Genomic DNA, 18,465 nt, shown 5'->3' with positions numbered 1-18,465 from the left:
TGCGACCGGCCGTCGCGCCGCTCGCCCCGGCGGGGCGCCGGCCCGGCCGGGAACCCGGCCACCCGGTGGTAGCCCGTCGCCACGGCGGTGGTCACCGCGGGCGCAGCGTCAGGCCGGGCGCCGCGCGTCCGACCGGCGCCCGTCCGACCGGCGCGAGGGAGCGCCGGCCGCACGGGGCGGTTCAACTTCCGTGCCCGGCAGGCGCCGTACGCTCAGGCGCGCTCCATGCCCAACCTGACGCGGGCCGCCCGGGTCAGGGACCACGGGCCGGGTTCCGGCGCCTCGGCCATCGGCCGCACCCACGCCTCGGTGAAGCTGAGCAGGATCGCCGTGCGCGGGAGGCCGGTGCGGTTGACGCCGGCCCGGTGCCAGGTGGAGGCCGCGAGGACGATCAGATCGCCGGGCTCGGCGGCGGCCGGGAGCGGCGTCCCGCCGGGGCTCAGCGGCGGCTGCTTGAAGCGCTGGTGGCTGCCGGGGATGAACTCGGTGGCCCCGCTCTCCGCGCTGAAGGGCGTGAGTGGCAGGACGCACTGGAGGGCGAGCAGGCTGCCCTCGACGATCTGCGGCATGTCGTTGTAGGGGTAGTCGATGTGCCAGCGGTCCGGCTTGGCACCGGGCTCGACGCGGTTGAGGCTCAGATCGTTCATCAGGGCGTGCGGGCCGAGCAGGGTGTCGGTGAGTTCGGTGAGCCGCGGGTCGTTCATCAGGTCGACGAACGGGGCGCCGTGGCGGAACAACTGGAAGACCCGCAGCGACTCGGGGGTGTGCAGGGCCAGGTCTGACGCGAGCAGGTCGTCGGCGAGCGTGCGCAGTCCGGCGACCCGGTCCGGGTCGAGGAAGCCGCGCCAGACGTGATGGCCGTTGCGGTGGAAGTGCGCCGCGGACGGTGCGGCGGTTGCTGCTTCGAGCATGGGTCCCTCGTTCCGGAGCGGGTGGTGGGGGCGGCGGCCTCGGTCGGGGACCGGAGCCGGCCGGAATGCGGGGTGGCGGGTGGGGCGCCGTGGGGGGTGCGGGAGCGACGGGGCGGGGCGGCGTAGCCGGGCAAAGGATCGGAGCAGTGGGTCGGGGCGCGGGTCGGGGCGGACCGGCTGGTGCTGCTCAGCAGGCGCTGGTCAGTGCCCGTGAGGCGGCGAGGAACGGGGCGATGGGGAGTTCGGCCAGTCCGGTGCCGATCCGCCCGGTGCCCGGGGTGCGGTGGAGCAGGCCGGTGGTGACCAGCGGGGTGACGCCGCGGGCGACCACCCGGTGGACGTCGATGCCCTGCGGGATCCCCGTGGAGCCGTCGCCGGGGATCCGGTAGCGCGTGCTCGTGGCGCTGGTGATGGAGCGCATCCGGAGCGCGTGCGCGCGCACCTCGGCCGCGCTCAGGCCCAGGTGGTCGGTCGCGGCCGGCGCGGCCGACAGGGCCATCGCGCCGAAGCCGGCCGCCTCGGCGGCGAAGGAGTCCCCGATGACCGGGTGGACGTCGGCGGGGGAGTGGCCGCCGAAGAGCACGGCGCTCCCGACCGGCGCGGGTGCGGTGAACCACCGCCCGCCCAGTCCCGCCACCTGGATGCCGAACCGGTGGCCGTTGGAGACGAGGGTCCGGACGAGGGGGCTGCCGGGCCGCTCGGGGATCGCCCGGGCCAGCAGTCGGGCGGTCAGGACCGCGAAGGCGCCGAAGAACTGGGGGTCGGCGGTCATCCACCGCAGGATCCTGGCGAGCTCGGGGGAGCTGATCCCCCGTTTGAGCAGCAGCCCGGTGAGCTGGACGAGCAGGTGGGCGGTGCCCGCCGTGGTGCGGCTGTGGCCGTCGTCGCCCTGGGTCAGGGCGGTGCGCAGGATCCGGGTGAGGTTGAGCTGCGCGTCCTCGCAGGCCCGTCGGAGCACCGGAGCGACGACGCCGGCGACCCAGCGCAGGCGGTCCAGGGTGCGCGGGTCGTGGTGCCCGGCCCGCAGACAGGGGCCCGCGCCCTCGCCGAGGGTGCCGAAGGCCGTACCGCCCCTGGCGTCCCGTACGACGGCCACCGGCATGGAACGGGAGATGATCCCGGTCAGTGCGCCCAGCGCGCCGTGGTCGGCGCAGGGCAGCAGGGTCAGCCGGCCGTCGTCGATCAGCCGTCCGGCCTCGCCGGGGGTGGCGGCGGTGCCCTCCAGCAGGAGTGCGCCGACGAGGGCGGAGCGCATGGGTGCGGGCGGGGCGTCCGGGCCGAGCGGAGGCCCCGCGTGCAGAAAGGTCCGTTCGTCGAGCTGCGGGCAGACTCGGCCGGCCGGCTCGAAGGAGTGCAGGAACACCTGGAGTTCGTCCAGGACCGCCGTGTCGGGCGCCGCGAGAGGCTCGGTCGCGGCCGTGCTCACGCGGATGCGGCGCCGCGGCGCACGGTGGCGATGATGTGGCCCGTTCCCACCGGGAGGTCGACGATCACCAGGCGGGTGTCGGCCCGGAGGGCGGCGCGGACGCCGGCGATCGCGACGTGGTGCTCGGCGAGGGTGTAGCGCTCCGGGTCCATGTCGTCGAGCAGCAGGACGCCGCCCTCGCCCAGCGCGGCGAGCGTGCGGTCCAGACCGTGCCACTTGCCGCCCTCGGCGTCGGCGAAGACCAGGTCGAAGGTGCCGAGTCCGGGCAGCAGCCGCACGGCGTCGCCGGTGTGCGGCTCGACCCAGGCGGGCCAGTCGGCCGTGGCGGCCAGTTCGGCGGTCCTCGGGTCCTGCTCCACGGTGACGAGGGTGACGTCCGCACGCCCGCGCAGTCCGTGCAGGGCCCAGGCGAGGCCGACGCCCATACCGGTGCCGAGTTCGAGGATTCGGCCGCCGGGCCGGACGGCGGCGCTGAGCACCGCGAGGAGCTCTCCGGTCAGCGGCGCGCACGAGTAGCCGAAGCCGTGGTCCGCGGCCCGCTGCCGGGCCTGTTCGACGAGGGGTGGCACGTCCATCGGGACGACCTCCTTGGTGGAGTGACGGGAGCGAGAGGAGTGGAGCATATATTTGCGCGAAACCGCAAGTAATTAACAACAGTTCGGCGATCATCAGCAGTCGCCAGTCATGGATGTGGCTGATTGTCGCCCTCGGGAGAGGTGGACGCCATGCGGAACGCAGTGGCCGTCGGGTTCAAGGCACCTCAGCAGCACGTGCCCTTCGCGCGGGTGCTGAGGCTGTGGCAGGAGGCCGAGGAGATGCCGGAGTTCGTCCACTCCTGGCTGTTCGACCATCTGGAGCCGGTCGGCGACGTCCCGGTCGGCGAGGCCCCTTCGGGCGGCTGCCTGGAGGCGTGGACGCTGCTGGCCGCGCTGGCGGCGTCCACCTCGCGGTTGCGGTTGGGCGTGCTGGTCACCGCGAACACGCTGCGCGAGCCGGCGGTGCTGGCCGCCATGGTCTCGACGGTCGATCACATCGCTTCGGGAAGGCTCGACTTCGGCTTCGGTGCGGGCTGGCACGCCGACGAGCACCGGGCGCGCGGCCTGCGGATGCCGCCACCCGGCGAGCGGCTGGAGCGCTGGTCCGAGGCGTGCGGGCTGATCCGTCGGCTCTGCTCCGGCGAGCGGGTGGACTTCGCGGGCCGCCACTACGCCCTGGAGGGCGCCCGGCTCGATCCGGCGCCGGTCCAACGCCCGTGCCCGCCCTTCGTCCTGGGGGCGGGCGGGCCACGCGCGCTGGAGGTGGTGGCCCGGCACGCGGACCTCTGGAACACGGCCGCCGGGCTGCCCGGCTTCGCGGCGCGGCTGGCGACGCTGCGGGCGCACTGCGAGGCGCAGGGGCGTGACCCGGACACTCTGGGGATCTCGGCCCAGATCCCGGTCGACCTCGCGGCGCCGGCCGCCACCCGGGCGACCGCCGAGCGGTTCGTGGCGGCGGGCGCGGGCCACCTGGTCCTCGAACTGCCCGCGCCCTGGCCGGTGGACGCCCTGGAGCGGCTGCAGCGCGAGGTGGTTCAGCGTTTTTCGTTCGACATACAAACGCAAAAAACAGTCATAAAGGGGACTGATAGATGATCAGACCTTGAAATTGTCTGACCCGCCTGACTACCGTCACGTCTGCCCCACGAACAGACGCTTGCCCCGGGAGCACCACCCCGCCCCGGGAGCAGAAGCCTGTCCCCCGAGCGGACCCTGCCTCGGGCCCACCTGTCCCTGTGCCCGAGCCGACCCCTGCCCGGGCACGGACGCCTGCCTCCCGCAGCAGACCCCTGCCCCAGCGACTGATGGAGCCGTGATGGCCTCAGCCCTCCCCGCCGACCCGGCCCTGCCACCGGTGGACGCCCGGCCCGTCGACGGATTCGACCCGGTCGCGGCCTACCGGACGATGGTCCTCATCCGCACCTACGAGGAGCGCATCCTCCAAGCCCGGACCGAGCGCGAAGTGATCGGCCCGGTCCACCCGTACATCGGTCAGGAGGCGGTCGCGGTCGGTGTGTGCGCGGCCCTCGAACCCCGCGACCACCTGGTCAGTCACTACCGCGGCCACGGCCACGCGCTGGCCCGCGGCGTCGACCCCGACGCCCTGACCGCCGAGCTGTTCGGCCGGGCCGACGGCCTGTGCGGCGGCAAGGCGGCCGCCCTGGTCAGCGATCCGGCGACGCACCTGCTGCTGTCCTCGGGCATCGTCGGCGCCGGGATCCCGGTGGCCGCGGGTGCGGCCATGACCTCCCAGGTCAAGGGGGACGGCGCGGTCGCGGTGGTCTTCTTCGGCGAGGGCGCCCTCGGCGCCGGTGTGGTGCACGAGACGCTCACGCTGGCGGTCGTCCAGCGGCTGCCGCTGATCCTGGTCTGCGAGAACAACGGCTACCAGGGCGCCACCCGCACCGAGGAGGTGTACCCCGAGACCTCCGTGGCGCGGATCGCCGAGGCCCACCGGATGCCGGTACACCGCGTCGACGGCAACGACACCCTCGCGGTGCACGCCGCCGCCACGGCCGCGGTGGCGGCCGCCCGGGCCGGCCAGGGCCCCTCCTTCATCGAGGCGAGCACCTACCTCACCCGCTTCCACCTGCAGTTCGACCGGCCCTCCGGCGAGCACCGGCCGGCTGAGGAGCGGGCCGACTGGCTCGCCCGGGACCCGCTCGGGCGGCTGCGCCAGCATCTGCTGGCAGCGGGCACCGCGCCGGCGGTGCTGGACGCGCTCGACACCGACGCCGAACAGCGCGTCGACGCGGCGATCACCTTCGCCCGCACCTCACCCTGGCCGGCCCCCGAGGCCGCCCTGACCAACCTCTGGGCGGCGACCCCGTGAACGAACTGGCAGTCCTGGACCTCATCCTGGAGCAGGAACTCGACCGCAACCCGGACGTGGTGTTCCTCGCCACCAGCACGCCGCCGAGCTGGCGCGCCCGCTTCGGAGCCGGCCGGGTACGCACCTGCCCGATCTCCGAGCCGGCCATGGTCGGTGCGGCACTGGGCGCGGCGATGACCGGGCTCCGGCCGGTGGTCGACCTCAACCGGGCCTCGTTCGCCTTCCTGGTGATGGACCAACTGGTCAACCACGCGGCCCGGATCCACTACCTCAGCGACGGCGCCTACCGCGCGCCGATGGTGCTGACCTCGGCGACCCGGGGCCCGCAGCAGCTGGGGCCGCAGAACGAGCAGTGCCCGTACGGCGTCTTCATGCAGACCCCCGGCGTGCGGGTGGCCGTCCCCGGCTCCGCCACCGACGCCTGCGCGCTGCTGCGCACGGCGCTTCGCGACGAGCAGGGGCCGGTGCTGCTCTTCATCGCCCCCGGCCTCGCCGACCACTGCGACCTGCGGGCTGCCCTGGCGGCCGAGCCCCAGCCCTTCGGCGTCGCCCGGCGGATCCGGGGCGGCGACGCGGCGACGGTGCTGGCGATCGGCTCCGCGGTGCGCGCCGCCGAGCAGGCCGCAGCGGACCTGGCGGCCGAGGGCGTCCTGGTCGACCTGCTGGACCCGCGCACCCTGGTGCCCTTCGACACCGCCGCGGTCGCCGAGTCGGTCCTGCGGACCGGCCGGCTGGTGCTGGTCGACGACGGACCGCGCTCCGGGGCGCCCGCCCAGATCCTCTCCGGCCTGCTCGACGTGCCGGGTCTCGCCGAGGCACTGGGGGGCCGGATCGCCCACGTCAGCGCGCCCGAGGTGCCGATACCCTCCTCGCCGGTGCTGGAGGCGCAGTTCTGGGCCACCCCGGAGCGGGTGGTGGCGGCGGTCCGGCGGCTCACCACCCCTTCATGACCGCCCGCCCGCCTGCCCCGACCGGCCGCCCGCCCGTCCCGACCGGCCGCCCGCCCGTCCCGATCGGCCGCCCGCCGGACACCGCCGCCGCGGCCCGGTTGCTCGGCGGGTCCGCGTTCGCGCTCTCCGCGCGGGCGGGGCGGCTGGAGGCCCGCGGGCACGACGTCGTCCGCCTGGAGGTGGGGCAGCCGGACCTCTGCGGGCCGCCCGCCGCGATCGAGGCGGCCACCCGCGAACTCGCGCGCGGCCACGCCGGGTACACCGACGCGGCCGGCGACCCGCAGGTGCGCGAGCAGGTCGCCGCGCACTACGCCGCCCGGCTGGGGCGCCCGGTGACGGCGGACCAGGTGGTGCTGCTGCCGGGCAGCAACCTCGCTCTCTGGTTCACCCTGCTGACCGTCCTGTCACCGGGGGACGAGGTGCTGCTGCCGGATCCGGGCTTCCCGCCGTACGCCGAACTCGTCCGGCTGGCCGGCGGGCGGCCGGTCGGCTACCCGCTGCGCCCCGAGCGGGACCACGTCCCCGACCCCGGCGAGGTGGCGGGGCTGGTCACCGCCCGGACCCGGGTGCTGGTGGTGAACAGCCCGCACAATCCGACCGGTTCGGTGTGGCCCGCGCAGTGCCTGGCCGCGCTGGCCGCCCTGGCCCGCCGCCACCGCCTGCACACCGTCACGGACGAGGCCTACCGGGAGCTCTCGGAGCCCGGCCTGGACACCCCGCTCTACCCGGCCGACGAGCGGACCGTCGTGATGGACAGCCTCTCCAAGAGCCACTCGATGTGCGGCTGGCGGATCGGCATCGCGATCGTCCCGCCGCCGCTCCTGCGCCGCTTCACCGACCTGCTCGTCAACACCAACTGCTGCATGCCGCAGTTCGTCCAGCGCGCGGTGCCGGCGGCGCTCGCGGACACCGGCCACGTGCGCGCCGCCCGCGCCGAGTACGCCGACCGACGGGCGCTGCTCGTGCGCGAACTCGGCGCCCTCCCCGGGGTGCTGGTCCGCCGCCCGCTCGGTGGCCTGTACGTCCTCGCGGACGTCCGGGGCACCGGAGCCGGCACCGACGACCGCCGGCTGGCGGAGACCCTGCTCGACGAAGCACTGGTGGCCACCGCCCCGGGCAGCCTCTTCGGCGGCCACGGCGCGGGCCACCTCCGTCTGTCGCTCACGCAGCCCGCGCCGCGCCTCGCCGAGGGCGTGAGCCGGCTGCGCACCTTCCTGGAGGATCTGTGACCACCACTCCACTCGCGCCCTCGCCCCGCCCGGCCACCCGCAGTCTCAGCGCCCTGGACGAGGGCGCCGCGCTCGACGTCCGTTACACCCTGGAGGGCTCGGAGAACGCCACGCTGCACCTGCGGGGCGAGGACGGCACCGTGCTGTCCTGCACGGATCTGATGTCGGCCTACGCGTCCGTCAACTTCGGCCACCGCAATCCGGAGCTCGAACCGGTCCTGGCCGGCGGCTCCGACCTGGCGGCCCTCTTCTACCCGCCGCAGGCCGAGCTGCTCGCCGGCTGGCTCTGCGACCGGCTCGGCCTCGGCGCGGACGGCCGGGTGCTGTTCCAGGTCGGCGGCAGCTTCGCGGTCTCCTCGGCGCTGGCGCTGGCCCGTCGGGCCCGGCCCGGGAGGGTCCTGGCGATCCGCGGCGCCTTCCACGGCCTCGGTGTCGACGCCCTGGCGGTGACCACCGTCCAGCGCTCCAGCGCCTTGCAGGACACCGGCTTCGCCGACCGGATCGCCGACCAGGTCACCCACCTGGAGCCCGGCGAGGTGCCCGAGGACTGGGACGACGTCTCGTGCGTCCTGTACGAGACCGTCCAGGGCGCCAACGGGTACCTGCCGCTGGACGTCGAGTGGCTCGCCGAACTCCAGGCGGCGGCCCGGCGCGCCGGCGCCCTCACCATCGCCGACGAGATCCAGGGCGGCTACTACCGCCACGGCCACCTCAGCCCGGCGGTGGCCGCCGGACTGGACCCGGACATCCTGCTGTTCGGCAAGTCGCTGACCAACGGCCTCTTCCCGCTCTCCGCCGTGGTGTACCGCAGCCGGCTGGAGGCCGACGCCGGCGCCACCGTGCACCTGGCGCACACCTTCCAGACCGCCACCCTCGGCTTCGCCGCCGGCTGGGAGGTGGCTCGCTACCTCGACCGCTCGCCGGTGGACGACTGGTGCGAGCGGGTCGCCGCCGCGCTCGGCCGGGCCGCGCGGCGCTGGGCCGACGCGGGCCTGATCACGGCCGTCCGGCTCACCGGCCCCACCCTGTCGTTCGAGCCCGCCGGGCCGGGCGCCGCCGACGTGGTCCGGGGCGCCTTCCGGCGCGGGGTCCTGGTCTTCGCCGGTGGCGAGGACGGACGCCGAATCCGGATCGCACCCCCGCTGACCATCCCCGGGGCAGAACTGGAAGCCGCCCTGGACGCGGTGACCGCAGCCCTCACCGAAGACCGCCCCACCCGACCGCTGGGAGACCACCATGGATCGTGACGACCTCTTCGCGCAGCTCCGCGAGTTCCTCGCCGGGCTGGCCGCCGAATCCGGACGGGAGTTCCCCGCCCGGCTCGACCCCGACGACAACCTCTTCGACCTCGGCCTGGTCACCTCCTTCTCCGTCATCCGGATGATCCTCTTCGTCGAGGACGTCACCGGCTGTGCCATCGACCTCGCCGACCACGAGCCGCAGAGCTTCTACACGCTCGCGGGCATCCACACGCTCGTCACGGCCCAGCGCCAGGAGGAGAGCGCGTGAGCGCCCCGGTCGAGCACCGGTTCGACGAGGCCGCCATCGCCCGGCTCCGAGGGGAGTTCGGCCAGGTCAGCACCTCCCAACTCGCCGACGCCGCAGGTGATCTGGTGACACCCCTGCGGCTCCCGCTGCAGGCCAGGAACGGCCTGCCGAGAATCGCCGGCCCGGCCTTCCCGGTCGCCACCGACGACGACATGCTGCCCTGCCTTCAGGCCCTCGCCGCGACCCCGCCCGGCTGGATCCTGCTCCTGGTCAACGAGCGGCAGCCCTCCGAGGCCCTCGCCGGCGACATCCTCACCGCCTCGGCCCTGGCCCAGCGCCTCGGCGGCCTGGTCGTGGACGGCGCGGTCCGCGACCTCGACGACCTCCTCGACCTGCCGATCCCGGTGTTCTCCACCGAGGTGACCCTGGTCTCCGCCCGGACCACCCGCGAGCGCGCCCCGCACGTGCCGCAGACGGTACGCACCGGCGGCGTCCAGGTGCACCCCGGCGACTGGCTGATCGGAGACGCCGACGGATTCATCGTGCTGCCGGCGGAGCGGGTCACCGCGGTGCTCAGCGCCGGCCGGCTGCTGCGGGCCCGCGAGGACCGGCTCAAGCAGTCCATCCGCGACGGAGCCGGCAGCCTCGCCGAGCTCACCGGCCTCGCCGACTTCCTGGCGGGTACCGGCGAGCTGAGATTCGAGGTCTGACACCCCGTGACGACGACACCCCCCACCGCGGGCCCGGGGGCACCCCACCCGGGCACCGCCCCGCCCCCCGCCACGCTCGACTTCGACGACCCCGGCTTCCAGGCCGACCCCTGGGCGCTGTACGAGCACCACCGCGCACACGACCCCGTGCACCGCTCCGACGCCCTCGGCGGCTACGCCGTCTTCGGCTACGAGCACGTCCGGGAGGTGCTGGTCTCGCCCCGGTTCTCCGCCTACCACCCCTTCCGTACCAGCCGCCGCGCCTTCGGGCCCTCGATGCTCGACCGCGACGGCGACCAGCACCAGCGGCTGCGCTCCGCCGCGGCCGGCCCGTTCCGCCCCCGCGCGGTGGCCGGGTACGCGGAGCGGATCGTCGCCCCGCTCGCGGGTGAACTGCTGGACGAACTGGTGGCCGCGCGGGCCCCCGACCTGGTGGACGTGCTGGCCCGCACGCTGCCGTTCCGCGTCATGTGCCAGGTGCTCGGCCTGCCGGTGGAGGAGGCGCCCTGGCTCGCCGCGACCCTCGCCCCGCTGGTCGACTACGTGGACCACGGGCCGACCACGCTGGCCGAGGTCACCCGGCGGCGCGAGGAGCTGCGGGAGCGGCTCCAACGAGCCCGGGCGGGCGGGGCGCGCGACGGCCTGCTGGCCGATCTCGCCTCCGACGAGCGGCTCAGCCCCGCCGAGGTGGTCAACACCGCGGTCCTCCTGCTGGCGGCCGGCACCGAGACCACGGCGGCCGGCATCGCCAACGTCCTGGTGGCCCTCGGGACCCGTCCGGAGCTGTACCGGCGCCTGCGGACCGAGCGGGAGGGCGTACCCGGCGTGGTCGCCGAAACCCTGCGGCACGAGCCGCCGCTGCACGTCACGCTGCGTTTCGCGGCCGAGGACGTCACCCTGGGCGGGGTGGACGTCCCCGCCGGCGCGCCGGTCAACGCGTTCCTGGCCGCGGCCAACCGGGACCCTTCGGTCTTCCCCGAGCCCGACCGCTGGGATCCGCTGCGCCGCCCCCGGCGCGCCCCGCTCACCTTCGGCGCCGGCCGGCACGTCTGCCTGGGCTCGGGGCTCGCGGTCGCGGAGCTGGAGACCGTCGTGAACGCCGTGCTCGACCGCGTCGAGGCCCTCGACGTCCAGGAGCCCGCGCCCCGGCCCGCCGGCCGTACCTTCCGGGCGGCCACCCCGGTGCGCTGCTCCGTCCGCCCGGCCGCCGGGGGTGCGCGATGAGCGCCGTCCGACCGCCGGCCGCGCCGCCGGCCGACGCCCCGGCCGAGGTCGGCTGGACCGCGCCGGGGCCGGTGCCCGAGAGCCAGCGGCGCGCCTTCGACGAACTGCTGCCGTACTGCGTGCCGCCCGGCGGCCACCGGTGCGAGCACACCGACCGCGCCACCGTCGTCCACTACCGGCCCACCGCGGACTGGCCTGCGGAGCGCGCCGCCGAACTGCTGGCCGCCGCCCACGCCCGCACCGCGCGGCGCCAGGGCGCGCCCCGCGCCAGATTCGAACAGGACGGCGCCCGGTCGCCGGCCGGCCCCGCGCCGGCCCGGCACCGGATCGTGGGGACCGGTCTGGAGGTGGGCGCCACGGCGTCCGCCCGGCTGCAGCGCGCCCTGGACACCGTGCTGCTGGAACTGGCCCTGGACAGCGGCGCCGAGGAGTACACCGCCCCGCACCTGGTGGACTGGTCGACCATCGAGCGCGCCGGCTACGCCAAGTCCTTCCCGCAGAACCTGCTGGCGGCCGCCGAGGTCGGACCGGATCTCGCCGCGCTGGACCGCTTCGCCGCCGCGACCGACCGCGCCGCCCGCCGGGCCGAACTCGTCCCCGGCGGCGCGGTACTGGCACCGGCCGTCTGCCTGCACCTGTTCGCGGCGCTGGCCGACCGGGTGCTCGACGCCCCGGTGGTGGCCACCGCCCGGGCCGGCTGCGCCCGCCGGGAACTGCCCTCGGCGGTCTCCGCCACCCGGCTGACCGCGTTCTCGATGCGCGAGATCGTCTACGTCGGCGACGCGGCCGGCGCCCGCGCCTTCCGCGACGACATGCTGGAGCGGCTGGAGTCGCTGGCCCGCGCCCTCGGCCTGCCCTGCCGGCTGGAGACCGCCAGCGACCCCTTCTTCACCCCCGACCGGGTCGACTTCCTGGCCTTCCAGGCGGCGTACGAGGTCAAGCACGAGCTGCGCGCCCGGATGCCCGACGGCGCTCCGGACGTCGCGGTGGCCTCGGTCAACCTGCACCAGCAGCACTTCGGCACCGGCTTCGGGATCGACCGGCCGGACGGTGACGCCGTCTACTCGGCCTGCATCGGGTTCGGCCTGGAACGCTGGGCGCACTGGATCCGCGCCCACCTCGGCGACGACCCCGCCGACTGGCCCGCGCCGCTGCGCGGGGCCGCCGCCCCAGGGAGAGGGACGTCATGAACCGGCCTTCGTCCGACACCGCCCCGTCCGACACCGCCCCCTCGAACACCGTCCTGCCGAACACCGCCCCGCCCGACTCCGTCCTGCCGATCACCTTCGGCCAGGACGGCGAGCCCGTCACGGCCGTCATGACCTGGGGCCAGGTGGCGATCTGGGACGTCCTGCGCTGGCTGCCGCCGGAGGACACCTCGACCAACCTGCTGCTGAGCGTCCCGGCGCCGCCGGGCACCGGCGTGGAGCGGGCGGTGCGGGCGGTCCGGCTGCTCGTCGAGCGGCACGACTCGCTGCGCACGCTGTTCTCGGAGGCCCCCGAGGGGCCCTGCCAGCAGGTGCTGCCCGGCGGCACCCTGCAGGGGTGGCGGTGTCCGGCGGACGCGGCCGGGGCGGAGCACGCGGCCGCCGAGGCCGGCGCCCGGCTGCGCGCCACCCCGTTCGCGGCGGACGAACTGCCGGTACGCGCGGCGGTGGTCACCGAGGGCCCGCACGCCGCGCTGGTGGTGCTGTGCCTGAGCCACCTCGCCATCGACGGCTGGAGCCTGTCCATCGTCCGGGCGGATCTCGCGCAGCTGCTGGCCGACCCGCCGCAGCTGCCGCCCCGGGCCCAGCAGCCGCTGGAACGCGCCCGGTACGAGGCCTCGGAGCCGGCCCGGCGAGGCCAGGCCCGGGCGCTGCGGTTCTGGGAGGACGCACTGCGCGAGCTGCCGCCCGCGATGGTGGAGGATCTGCGCGAGGGCGGCGGCTCGGACCGGCAGTGGTCGCGGATCAGTTCGCCCGCCCTCGCCCTGGCCGCGGCCGAGCACGCCCGGCGCACCCGGCTGAGCTCCTCCGTGGTGCTGCAGGCCGCCACCCTGCTGCTGCTGGCCCTCCACACCGGCGAGCCGTCCGCGGCCCTGCGCACCATCGTGGCGACCCGCTTCCGCCCGGAGAACCAGGCGCTGGTCGGAGCGTTCAACCAGAACGCTCTGGTCCGGGCGGAGTTGCGGGAGGAGCCGTTCGAGGCATTCCTCCGACGGGTCGGTTCGGCGGCGGCCAACGGCTACCGGCACACCGAGTACGAACCCAGGGCCCTGGAGCGGCTGATCGAGCGGGTCGGCACCGAGCGGGGGCTGCGCACCGGGGGATTCTGCTTCTTCAACGACGTCCGCTTCGGTACCGGTCACCAGCCGCTCGGATCCGCCGCTCCGGGCTCCGCCGAAGCGCTCACGGCCGCGCTCGCCCGCACCGAACTCTCGGACCCGCAGTGGGACTTCGACCAGAAGGGCTCGAAGTTCTTCCTGTTCCTCCAGGAGCTCGACGCCGCCCCGGAGCCTGCCGGCGCGCGGGCGGTGGTCACCCTCTGCGCGGACCGCAGGTTCTTGGCAGGGCGCGGGAGCTCGGTCTTCCTGGAGGACCTGGAGTGGCTGCTGGCGCGGACGGCGTACACGGACACCACCACCGGCGAGCTCGCGGCGGCCCTGTGCGGGCGCGCCCCCGTACCGGGCTGAGCACCGCCGTACCGGGCTGAGCACCGCAGGGCGCCCTCCGCGCCCGGTGCCGGGGCGGGATCACGCAGGCCGTCGAGGGCGGGCCCGGTCGGGCCCGCCCTCGACGGCCTGTCGCCACGGCCTGTCGCCACGGCCTGTCGCCACGGCCTGTCGCCACGGCCTGTCGCCACGGCCTGTCGCCACGGCCTGTCGCCACGGCGTGCCGGCTACCGGGTCAGCGTCCGGTCGATCCGCCGCATCGCCCAGCGCAGGCTGACGAACCCGAGCACGGTCAGGTAGATCACCGGGACGAGCAGCCCGGCCCCGAGGTGTCCGAGCGAGGGCTGCCGCACCAGCTCGATGCTCTGGTACAGCGGGAGGCACTCGACCACGATCTGGAGCCAGCGCGGGTACACCCCGAGCGGGTAGAAGGTGGTGGCGAAGAGGAACATCGGCAGCATCGCCAGCTGGATGAACTGGAAGTCCTGCCAGCTGCGCAGGTAGGTGACCACCACCAGACCGACGGACGCGAAGGCGAAGCCGATCAGCGCGGCGCCCGGGACGACCAGCAGGATCCCGGCCGAGTGCGCCAGGCCCAGGACCGACACCACGACCAGGAACCCGGTGGTGATCAGGGTGCCGCGCAGCACGGCCCAGAGCGCCTCGCCGAGGGCGATGTGCTGGGCGGTCATCGGGGTGGCCCGGATGGACTCGTACGTCCGGTTGAGCCGGAGCTTGGCGAACATGTTGAAGGTGGTCTCGTTCATCGCGCCGTTCATCGCCGCGGTGGCGAGCAGGGCGGGGGCGACGAAGGCCGAGTACGCCACCGACGTGTCGGCGAGCCCGGGCACGTGGCCGACCAGCTCGCCGATGCCGACGCCGATCGAGAGCAGGTACAGGACCGGCTCGAAGACCTCGGCCAGCAGCAGGTACCAGGTGTGGCGGTAGATCAGGAGGTTGCGCGCCACCATGTTCCCGGCGCCGCGCAGGCGTCCGTGGTGCACGGCGGTGTGGGGGGCGGTGAGGACGGTCACGGGCGGAGGAGCCTGCCTTCCGGATCGCAGGGGGGCGCGGCGCGGCGCGGGGCCGGGCCGAGGGTCAGCCGTACAGGTGGCGGGCGTAGGTGCGGCGCCCCAGGACCAGGCCCGCCGCCGCCATCACGGCCAGGTAGAGGACGTGCACACCGGTGTCCGGGAGGTCGGCGGTGCCGAGGGCGATCTCCCGGCACAGCTGGATGCCCTGGTAGAGGGGAGTGACTGACACCACGGCATGGAGCCAGTCGGGGAGCTGGGAGGTGGAGTAGAAGGTGCCGGAGAACATGTAGAGCGGGAGCAGGACGAAGCGGAAGACGCCGTTGATCCGGGTGAACTGCGTGACGGTGATCGCCCAGGCGCTCACCGGCGCCGCGAACGCCAGACCGGTCAGCAGCGCGGCCGGCAGCAGCAGGACGCAGTGCCGCCAGGGCACCGCCCCGGTGACGACGACTACCGCGACGAAGGCCAGCGCGCTGGTGAGGATCCGGAAGCCGGTGAAGAGCAGGTGCCCGGTGAAGATGTCCGCCGGGCGCATCGGGGTGGCCGCCGCCGCGCGGAAGTTCCCCCGCTTGCGGGCGGACTGGAAGACCGGGCCGGCCGAGTCCAGGAAGGCGTTCTGCATCGCCGCGGCGGCCAGCAGGCCGGGGGCGAAGAAGGTCAGGTAGGGGGCTCCGTGCAGGTAGTCGCTGCCGCCGCGGTCCACCAGCCGGCCCAGGCCCACACCCATGGCGGCCAGGAAGAGCAGCGGGTTGGCGACGTTGACGACTACCGTGCCGCGCCAGGTCCTGCGGTAGCGGTACATCCAGTACGCGAACTCCCGCAGGGCGGGGGCCCGCGCGGGGTCGAGGGACAGGGCCATGGGGGCGCCTTTCGAAGGTGATCGGTCGGCCGGCGGCGGCGCCGCTCGGCGCCGGCGGTCCGGCGGTCCGGGCCGTCCGCCGGGGGCGGGCCGCTCGACGGGTCGTCAGTCGACGAGGGTGCGCCCGGTGAGGGTCAGGAAGACGTCCTCCAGGCCCGCCCGGCGGACGAGGGCGGTGAGCGGCGTGATCTTCTCGGCGTGCACGGAGGCCAGCGCCGCCTCGCCGTCCTCGCAGTAGAGGAGCACCCGGTCCGGGAGGACCTCGACCCGTTCGGCCAGCGACCGCAGCCGTTCGGCCGTCGCCTGCTGCTCGCGCGGCGGGAATCGCAGTTCCAGCACCTCGCGGGTGGCGTGGGTGCTGATCAGCTCCCGGGGAGAGCCCTCCGCGACGATGCGGCCGGCGTCCATCACCACGAGGCGGTCGCACAACTGCTCGGCCTCGTCCATGTAGTGCGTGGTCAGGATGAGCGTCACCCCGTCGGCCTTGAGCTGGTAGAGGCGCTCCCACAGCAGGTGCCGCGCCTGCGGGTCGAGCCCGGTGGTGGGCTCGTCCAGCAGCAGGATCTCCGGCTCGTTGACCAGGGCCCGGGCGATGGTGAGCCGGCGCCGCATGCCGCCCGAGAGGGACTCCACCTGCTCGTCGGCCTTCTCGGTCAGCCGGGCGAACTCCAGCAGCCGCTCGGCCCGCTCCCGGACCACCTGCTTGCCCAGCCCGAAGTAGCGGCCGTAGATCAGCAGGTTCTCGCGGACGGTGAGTTCGCTGTCGAGGGTGTCGTCCTGCGGCACCACGCCGATCCGGGCGCGGATCTCGGAGCCCTGCTCCGAGGTGTCCATGCCGAGCATCCGCAGGCTGCCGCCGCTGAGCGGGGACACGCAGCCCAGCATGCGCATGGTCGAGGACTTGCCCGCGCCGTTGGGGCCGAGGAATCCGAACGCCTCACCGCGGTGGAGCTGGAAGTCGATTCCTTCCACTGCGACGAATCCCGAGTCGTACACCTTGCGCAGGCCCGAGGCCCGGACCAGGAGTTCGTTGGAGGTCACTGTCACTTCGTACCCTTTGACTGTTGTGTGCGGTGGTGCGTGAGCGGTGCCGCGAGCGCGGCGGTGGACGCTTGCGGGGCGGGGCCGGCCGGGGCGAACGCGCACCGCAGCCCGCCGATCTCCGCCGCCGGATCCGTGACGGCCCGGACCAGCAGCCGTTCGAGGTCGCCCAGCAGGTCGGTGGCCCGGTAACGGCCCAGGAACGCCGGGTCCAGGCAGAGCGTGATCCGGCAGGTCTCGTCCAGCCGGTGCAGCGAGAGGAAGAGCTTGGAGCCCTTCTGCGCGTCGTCGCGCGGCAGGTGCTCGACGCGGGTGAGCGGCAGCGAGGCGGCGACGGCGGCGAGAGCCCCGGGCCCGTCCGCGTCCGGAGCGCGCGGGGCCGCCGGCGCCCGGTCGCCGTGGAAGCTGACGTCGTTGAAGAAGCAGTAGCTGTCGGGGGTGAAGCCGCGTTCGGCCGCGACGGTGGCGACGAGCTCCTCCACCGTGCGCGGGTTCGCCTCGCAGCGCCGCTGGGCCTCGATCACGGTGGTGACGGCGCCGCGCAGGTAGCGCTCCAGCGGTTCGTCGGCCACTTTCAGGTGGAGCAGGCCGTTCTGGTTGAACGCGCCGACGTAGTCGCGGTCCCGGGGGGCGAACCGGGTGGCGACGATCAGACGCAGCGCGGCCTCGGGCTCGCCGACCCGGAAGGACAGCAGCAGGCCCAGCAGGGCGGGCAGGGCGGTGCCCGGGCCGGTGCCCGTGCGGCTGCCGAGTGCGCGCAGGGCGAGGGCCATCGCGGGGGAGTCGATGGTGGCCCAGTCCCGACCTGTGGCCCGGGTCAGCGCGGACTTCTCCAGCATGGTCGGTGAGGCGCTCCGCAGCCGGCGCTCCCAGTGCGCGAGGGTGGCCGCCTCCCGGCGCCGGCCGGCCTCGGAGGCCTCGTAGTGGGCCCGTTCGGCGGGCTGCCGGGATCTGGCCGGCAGCGCCGACGCGTCCGGCGCGGGCTCCGCCAGCAGGGTGCGCAGATCCCGCAGCGCGATCCGGAAGCTCCAGGCGTCCACCGCTAGATGACTGATCATCAGCACCACGGCGACGGGTGCTCCGCCCCGGGTCAGGACGGCGGCGCGGACGGGCAGGTCGCGCGCGTGGTCGGTGGCGCCGCGGCGCAGCCGGGCGCCGAGCGCCTCGGCCTGCGCCGCGAGGTCCGGACCGGCGGCCTCGTACAGGTGCACGGGCAGCACGCCCTCGGCCAGGACCTGCTGGGTCGGGGCGCCGCCCTGTTCGAAGTAGCGCGTGCGCAGGGACTCATGGCGTTCGAGGAGCAGTCCGAGCGCGGTGGTCACCCGGTCGAGCCCGGCGCCGGCCGGGACGGGGAGCCATCGGTACAGATTGGGCGAGTCGTCGCCCTCGGGCAGCCAGCGCAGGACGTCCCAGAAGGCCAGTTGCCCCCAGGCCAGCGGTGCGGGCGGCCGGCCGTCGGCGCGAAAGTGCACCGGGTGGAGCGCTGGCGAAGTCATCGGTGGCCTCCTGTGGGGTGCGCCCGCCCACGGCTGTGCGCGGTTCGGCGTCGGCGGACGGTCCGTGACGGGGAGTCCGTGCGGACCTGCGGCGGCCTGCGTGGCCTCCGGCGGGCGGCCGGGGGTGGGCCGGTCGCCCCGCGAGCGGTCCGATCTGCTTGTGGCAGCGGGTCGCGACCGGCCGGCGCCGGTGTGGCCGGCCCCGTACGGGGGAGTCGGCCGGGGCGGGACCGCTGCGTCCGCCCGCGTCGGGGACTCGCCCGTACGGGGTGCCGCGGTGGTGCGGTGGGGGTCCGGTCCGGCCCCCGCTGCCGCTTCCCGCTCCGCGAGGACGTGCCCCGCGCAGCCGACTCAATGGTGTCTCATATTTTCACTCTATTGCAAGTAGATTGCGGGTTCGTTTAGCGTGGGCGGTGCCGGGTCCGGTCCGCGGTGCGACGCCGCTCCGGGGTGCCCGTCGCGTCGTGCGACGTTCCCCCGGTCGGTGCCCCCGGCGGACGAAGGGCCGGATCGAGGCCCGGGGCGAGGGCGGCGAGCGCCGCCGAGGTCCGGTCGGCATCGTCCGGACGGGCCCGC

17 protein-coding genes are annotated in these 18,465 nt (G+C 75.0%); 10 read left to right on the top strand and 7 right to left on the bottom strand.

Translation table 11 applies throughout. From position 1 onward, the window contains the following. Positions 1–212: 212 nt before the first annotated feature. The 3 genes from OG823_RS02430 to OG823_RS02420 form a co-directional block, all read right to left on the bottom strand. The gene (locus OG823_RS02430) at positions 213–911 is read right to left on the bottom strand and encodes a phytanoyl-CoA dioxygenase family protein (RefSeq protein ID WP_371477025.1); all 699 of its coding nucleotides are present in this window, start codon (positions 909–911) and stop codon (positions 213–215) included. A gap of 187 nt (positions 912–1,098) precedes the next feature. After that, entirely contained in the window at positions 1,099–2,337 is a 1,239-nt protein-coding gene (locus tag OG823_RS02425; RefSeq protein ID WP_371477024.1) for a DUF1116 domain-containing protein, read from the bottom strand. Then, positions 2,334–2,912: an O-methyltransferase gene (locus OG823_RS02420; protein WP_371477021.1), complete on the bottom strand. Its 579-nt coding sequence runs from the start codon at positions 2,910–2,912 to the stop codon at positions 2,334–2,336. Before OG823_RS02420 ends, OG823_RS02425 begins: the two co-directional genes overlap by 4 nt. A gap of 150 nt (positions 2,913–3,062) precedes the next feature. On the opposite strand from OG823_RS02420, the gene OG823_RS02415 reads away from it, so the two are divergent. From OG823_RS02415 to OG823_RS02370, 10 genes are all read left to right on the top strand, one after another. Then, on the top strand, positions 3,063–3,968 hold the full coding sequence (locus tag OG823_RS02415) for an LLM class flavin-dependent oxidoreductase (RefSeq protein WP_371477018.1): 906 nt from the start codon (positions 3,063–3,065) through the stop codon (positions 3,966–3,968). 220 nt (positions 3,969–4,188) lie between these two features. Further along, a complete protein-coding gene (locus OG823_RS02410) occupies positions 4,189–5,205 on the top strand; it encodes a thiamine pyrophosphate-dependent dehydrogenase E1 component subunit alpha (RefSeq protein WP_371477016.1) in 1,017 nt (338 codons plus the stop codon). After that, complete coding sequence (locus OG823_RS02405; RefSeq protein WP_371477015.1) at positions 5,202–6,155, top strand: alpha-ketoacid dehydrogenase subunit beta; 954 nt, start codon at positions 5,202–5,204, stop codon at positions 6,153–6,155. The genes OG823_RS02410 and OG823_RS02405 overlap by 4 nt, the downstream gene beginning before the upstream one ends. After that, complete coding sequence (locus OG823_RS02400) at positions 6,152–7,384, top strand: pyridoxal phosphate-dependent aminotransferase (RefSeq protein WP_371477012.1); 1,233 nt, start codon at positions 6,152–6,154, stop codon at positions 7,382–7,384. The genes OG823_RS02405 and OG823_RS02400 overlap by 4 nt, the downstream gene beginning before the upstream one ends. Continuing rightward, the gene (locus OG823_RS02395; RefSeq protein WP_371477010.1) at positions 7,381–8,631 is read left to right on the top strand and encodes an aminotransferase class III-fold pyridoxal phosphate-dependent enzyme; all 1,251 of its coding nucleotides are present in this window, start codon (positions 7,381–7,383) and stop codon (positions 8,629–8,631) included. The genes OG823_RS02400 and OG823_RS02395 overlap by 4 nt, the downstream gene beginning before the upstream one ends. After that, complete coding sequence (locus tag OG823_RS02390; RefSeq protein ID WP_371477009.1) at positions 8,621–8,893, top strand: acyl carrier protein; 273 nt, start codon at positions 8,621–8,623, stop codon at positions 8,891–8,893. The genes OG823_RS02395 and OG823_RS02390 overlap by 11 nt, the downstream gene beginning before the upstream one ends. Next, a complete protein-coding gene (locus OG823_RS02385; protein ID WP_371477008.1) occupies positions 8,890–9,582 on the top strand; it encodes an RraA family protein in 693 nt (230 codons plus the stop codon). Before OG823_RS02390 ends, OG823_RS02385 begins: the two co-directional genes overlap by 4 nt. A gap of 6 nt (positions 9,583–9,588) precedes the next feature. Beyond that, the gene (locus tag OG823_RS02380; protein ID WP_371477006.1) at positions 9,589–10,806 is read left to right on the top strand and encodes a cytochrome P450; all 1,218 of its coding nucleotides are present in this window, start codon (positions 9,589–9,591) and stop codon (positions 10,804–10,806) included. Beyond that, positions 10,803–11,996: a hypothetical protein gene (locus tag OG823_RS02375; RefSeq protein ID WP_371477005.1), complete on the top strand. Its 1,194-nt coding sequence runs from the start codon at positions 10,803–10,805 to the stop codon at positions 11,994–11,996. The genes OG823_RS02380 and OG823_RS02375 overlap by 4 nt, the downstream gene beginning before the upstream one ends. Beyond that, positions 11,993–13,480: a condensation domain-containing protein gene (locus tag OG823_RS02370; protein ID WP_371477004.1), complete on the top strand. Its 1,488-nt coding sequence runs from the start codon at positions 11,993–11,995 to the stop codon at positions 13,478–13,480. The genes OG823_RS02375 and OG823_RS02370 overlap by 4 nt, the downstream gene beginning before the upstream one ends. Before the next feature lie 206 nt (positions 13,481–13,686). Here OG823_RS02370 and OG823_RS02365 read toward each other — a convergent pair whose 3' ends face one another. The 4 genes from OG823_RS02365 to OG823_RS02350 all read right to left on the bottom strand — a co-directional run bounded on the left by OG823_RS02365 (position 13,687) and on the right by OG823_RS02350 (position 17,889). Continuing rightward, positions 13,687–14,493 carry an ABC transporter permease gene (locus tag OG823_RS02365; RefSeq protein ID WP_371477001.1) on the bottom strand — a complete coding sequence of 269 codons (807 nt, stop codon included), beginning with the start codon at positions 14,491–14,493 and terminating at the stop codon, positions 13,687–13,689. 64 nt (positions 14,494–14,557) lie between these two features. Then, entirely contained in the window at positions 14,558–15,352 is a 795-nt protein-coding gene (locus OG823_RS02360; protein ID WP_371477000.1) for an ABC transporter permease, read from the bottom strand. 105 nt (positions 15,353–15,457) lie between these two features. After that, positions 15,458–16,393 (bottom strand): ABC transporter ATP-binding protein, encoded by a 936-nt coding sequence (locus OG823_RS02355; RefSeq protein WP_371476998.1) that lies wholly within the window; start codon positions 16,391–16,393, stop codon positions 15,458–15,460. 2 nt (positions 16,394–16,395) lie between these two features. Further along, a complete protein-coding gene (locus OG823_RS02350) occupies positions 16,396–17,889 on the bottom strand; it encodes a condensation domain-containing protein (RefSeq protein ID WP_371476997.1) in 1,494 nt (497 codons plus the stop codon). Positions 17,890–18,465 lie beyond the last annotated feature (576 nt).

It is taken from the genome of Kitasatospora sp. NBC_00315, from assembly GCF_041435095.1.
Lineage (GTDB): Bacteria > Actinomycetota > Actinomycetes > Streptomycetales > Streptomycetaceae > Kitasatospora.
This window is presented reverse-complemented; position numbering and strand designations above follow the sequence as displayed.

What these genes read in the sequence shown, in the direction of transcription:
- OG823_RS02375 (WP_371477005.1), top strand. Translation starts at nt 10,803, where the DNA reads ATGAGCGCCGTCCGACCGCCGGCCGCGCCGCCGGCCGACGCCCCGGCC.
- OG823_RS02400 (WP_371477012.1), top strand. Translation starts at nt 6,152, where the DNA reads ATGACCGCCCGCCCGCCTGCCCCGACCGGCCGCCCGCCCGTCCCGACC.
- OG823_RS02370 (WP_371477004.1), top strand. Translation starts at nt 11,993, where the DNA reads ATGAACCGGCCTTCGTCCGACACCGCCCCGTCCGACACCGCCCCCTCG.
- OG823_RS02420 (WP_371477021.1), bottom strand. Translation starts at nt 2,912, where the DNA reads ATGGACGTGCCACCCCTCGTCGAACAGGCCCGGCAGCGGGCCGCGGAC.
- OG823_RS02410 (WP_371477016.1), top strand. Translation starts at nt 4,189, where the DNA reads ATGGCCTCAGCCCTCCCCGCCGACCCGGCCCTGCCACCGGTGGACGCC.
- OG823_RS02390 (WP_371477009.1), top strand. Translation starts at nt 8,621, where the DNA reads ATGGATCGTGACGACCTCTTCGCGCAGCTCCGCGAGTTCCTCGCCGGG.
- OG823_RS02350 (WP_371476997.1), bottom strand. Translation starts at nt 17,889, where the DNA reads ATGACTTCGCCAGCGCTCCACCCGGTGCACTTTCGCGCCGACGGCCGG.
- OG823_RS02360 (WP_371477000.1), bottom strand. Translation starts at nt 15,352, where the DNA reads ATGGCCCTGTCCCTCGACCCCGCGCGGGCCCCCGCCCTGCGGGAGTTC.
- OG823_RS02430 (WP_371477025.1), bottom strand. Translation starts at nt 911, where the DNA reads ATGCTCGAAGCAGCAACCGCCGCACCGTCCGCGGCGCACTTCCACCGC.
- OG823_RS02415 (WP_371477018.1), top strand. Translation starts at nt 3,063, where the DNA reads ATGCGGAACGCAGTGGCCGTCGGGTTCAAGGCACCTCAGCAGCACGTG.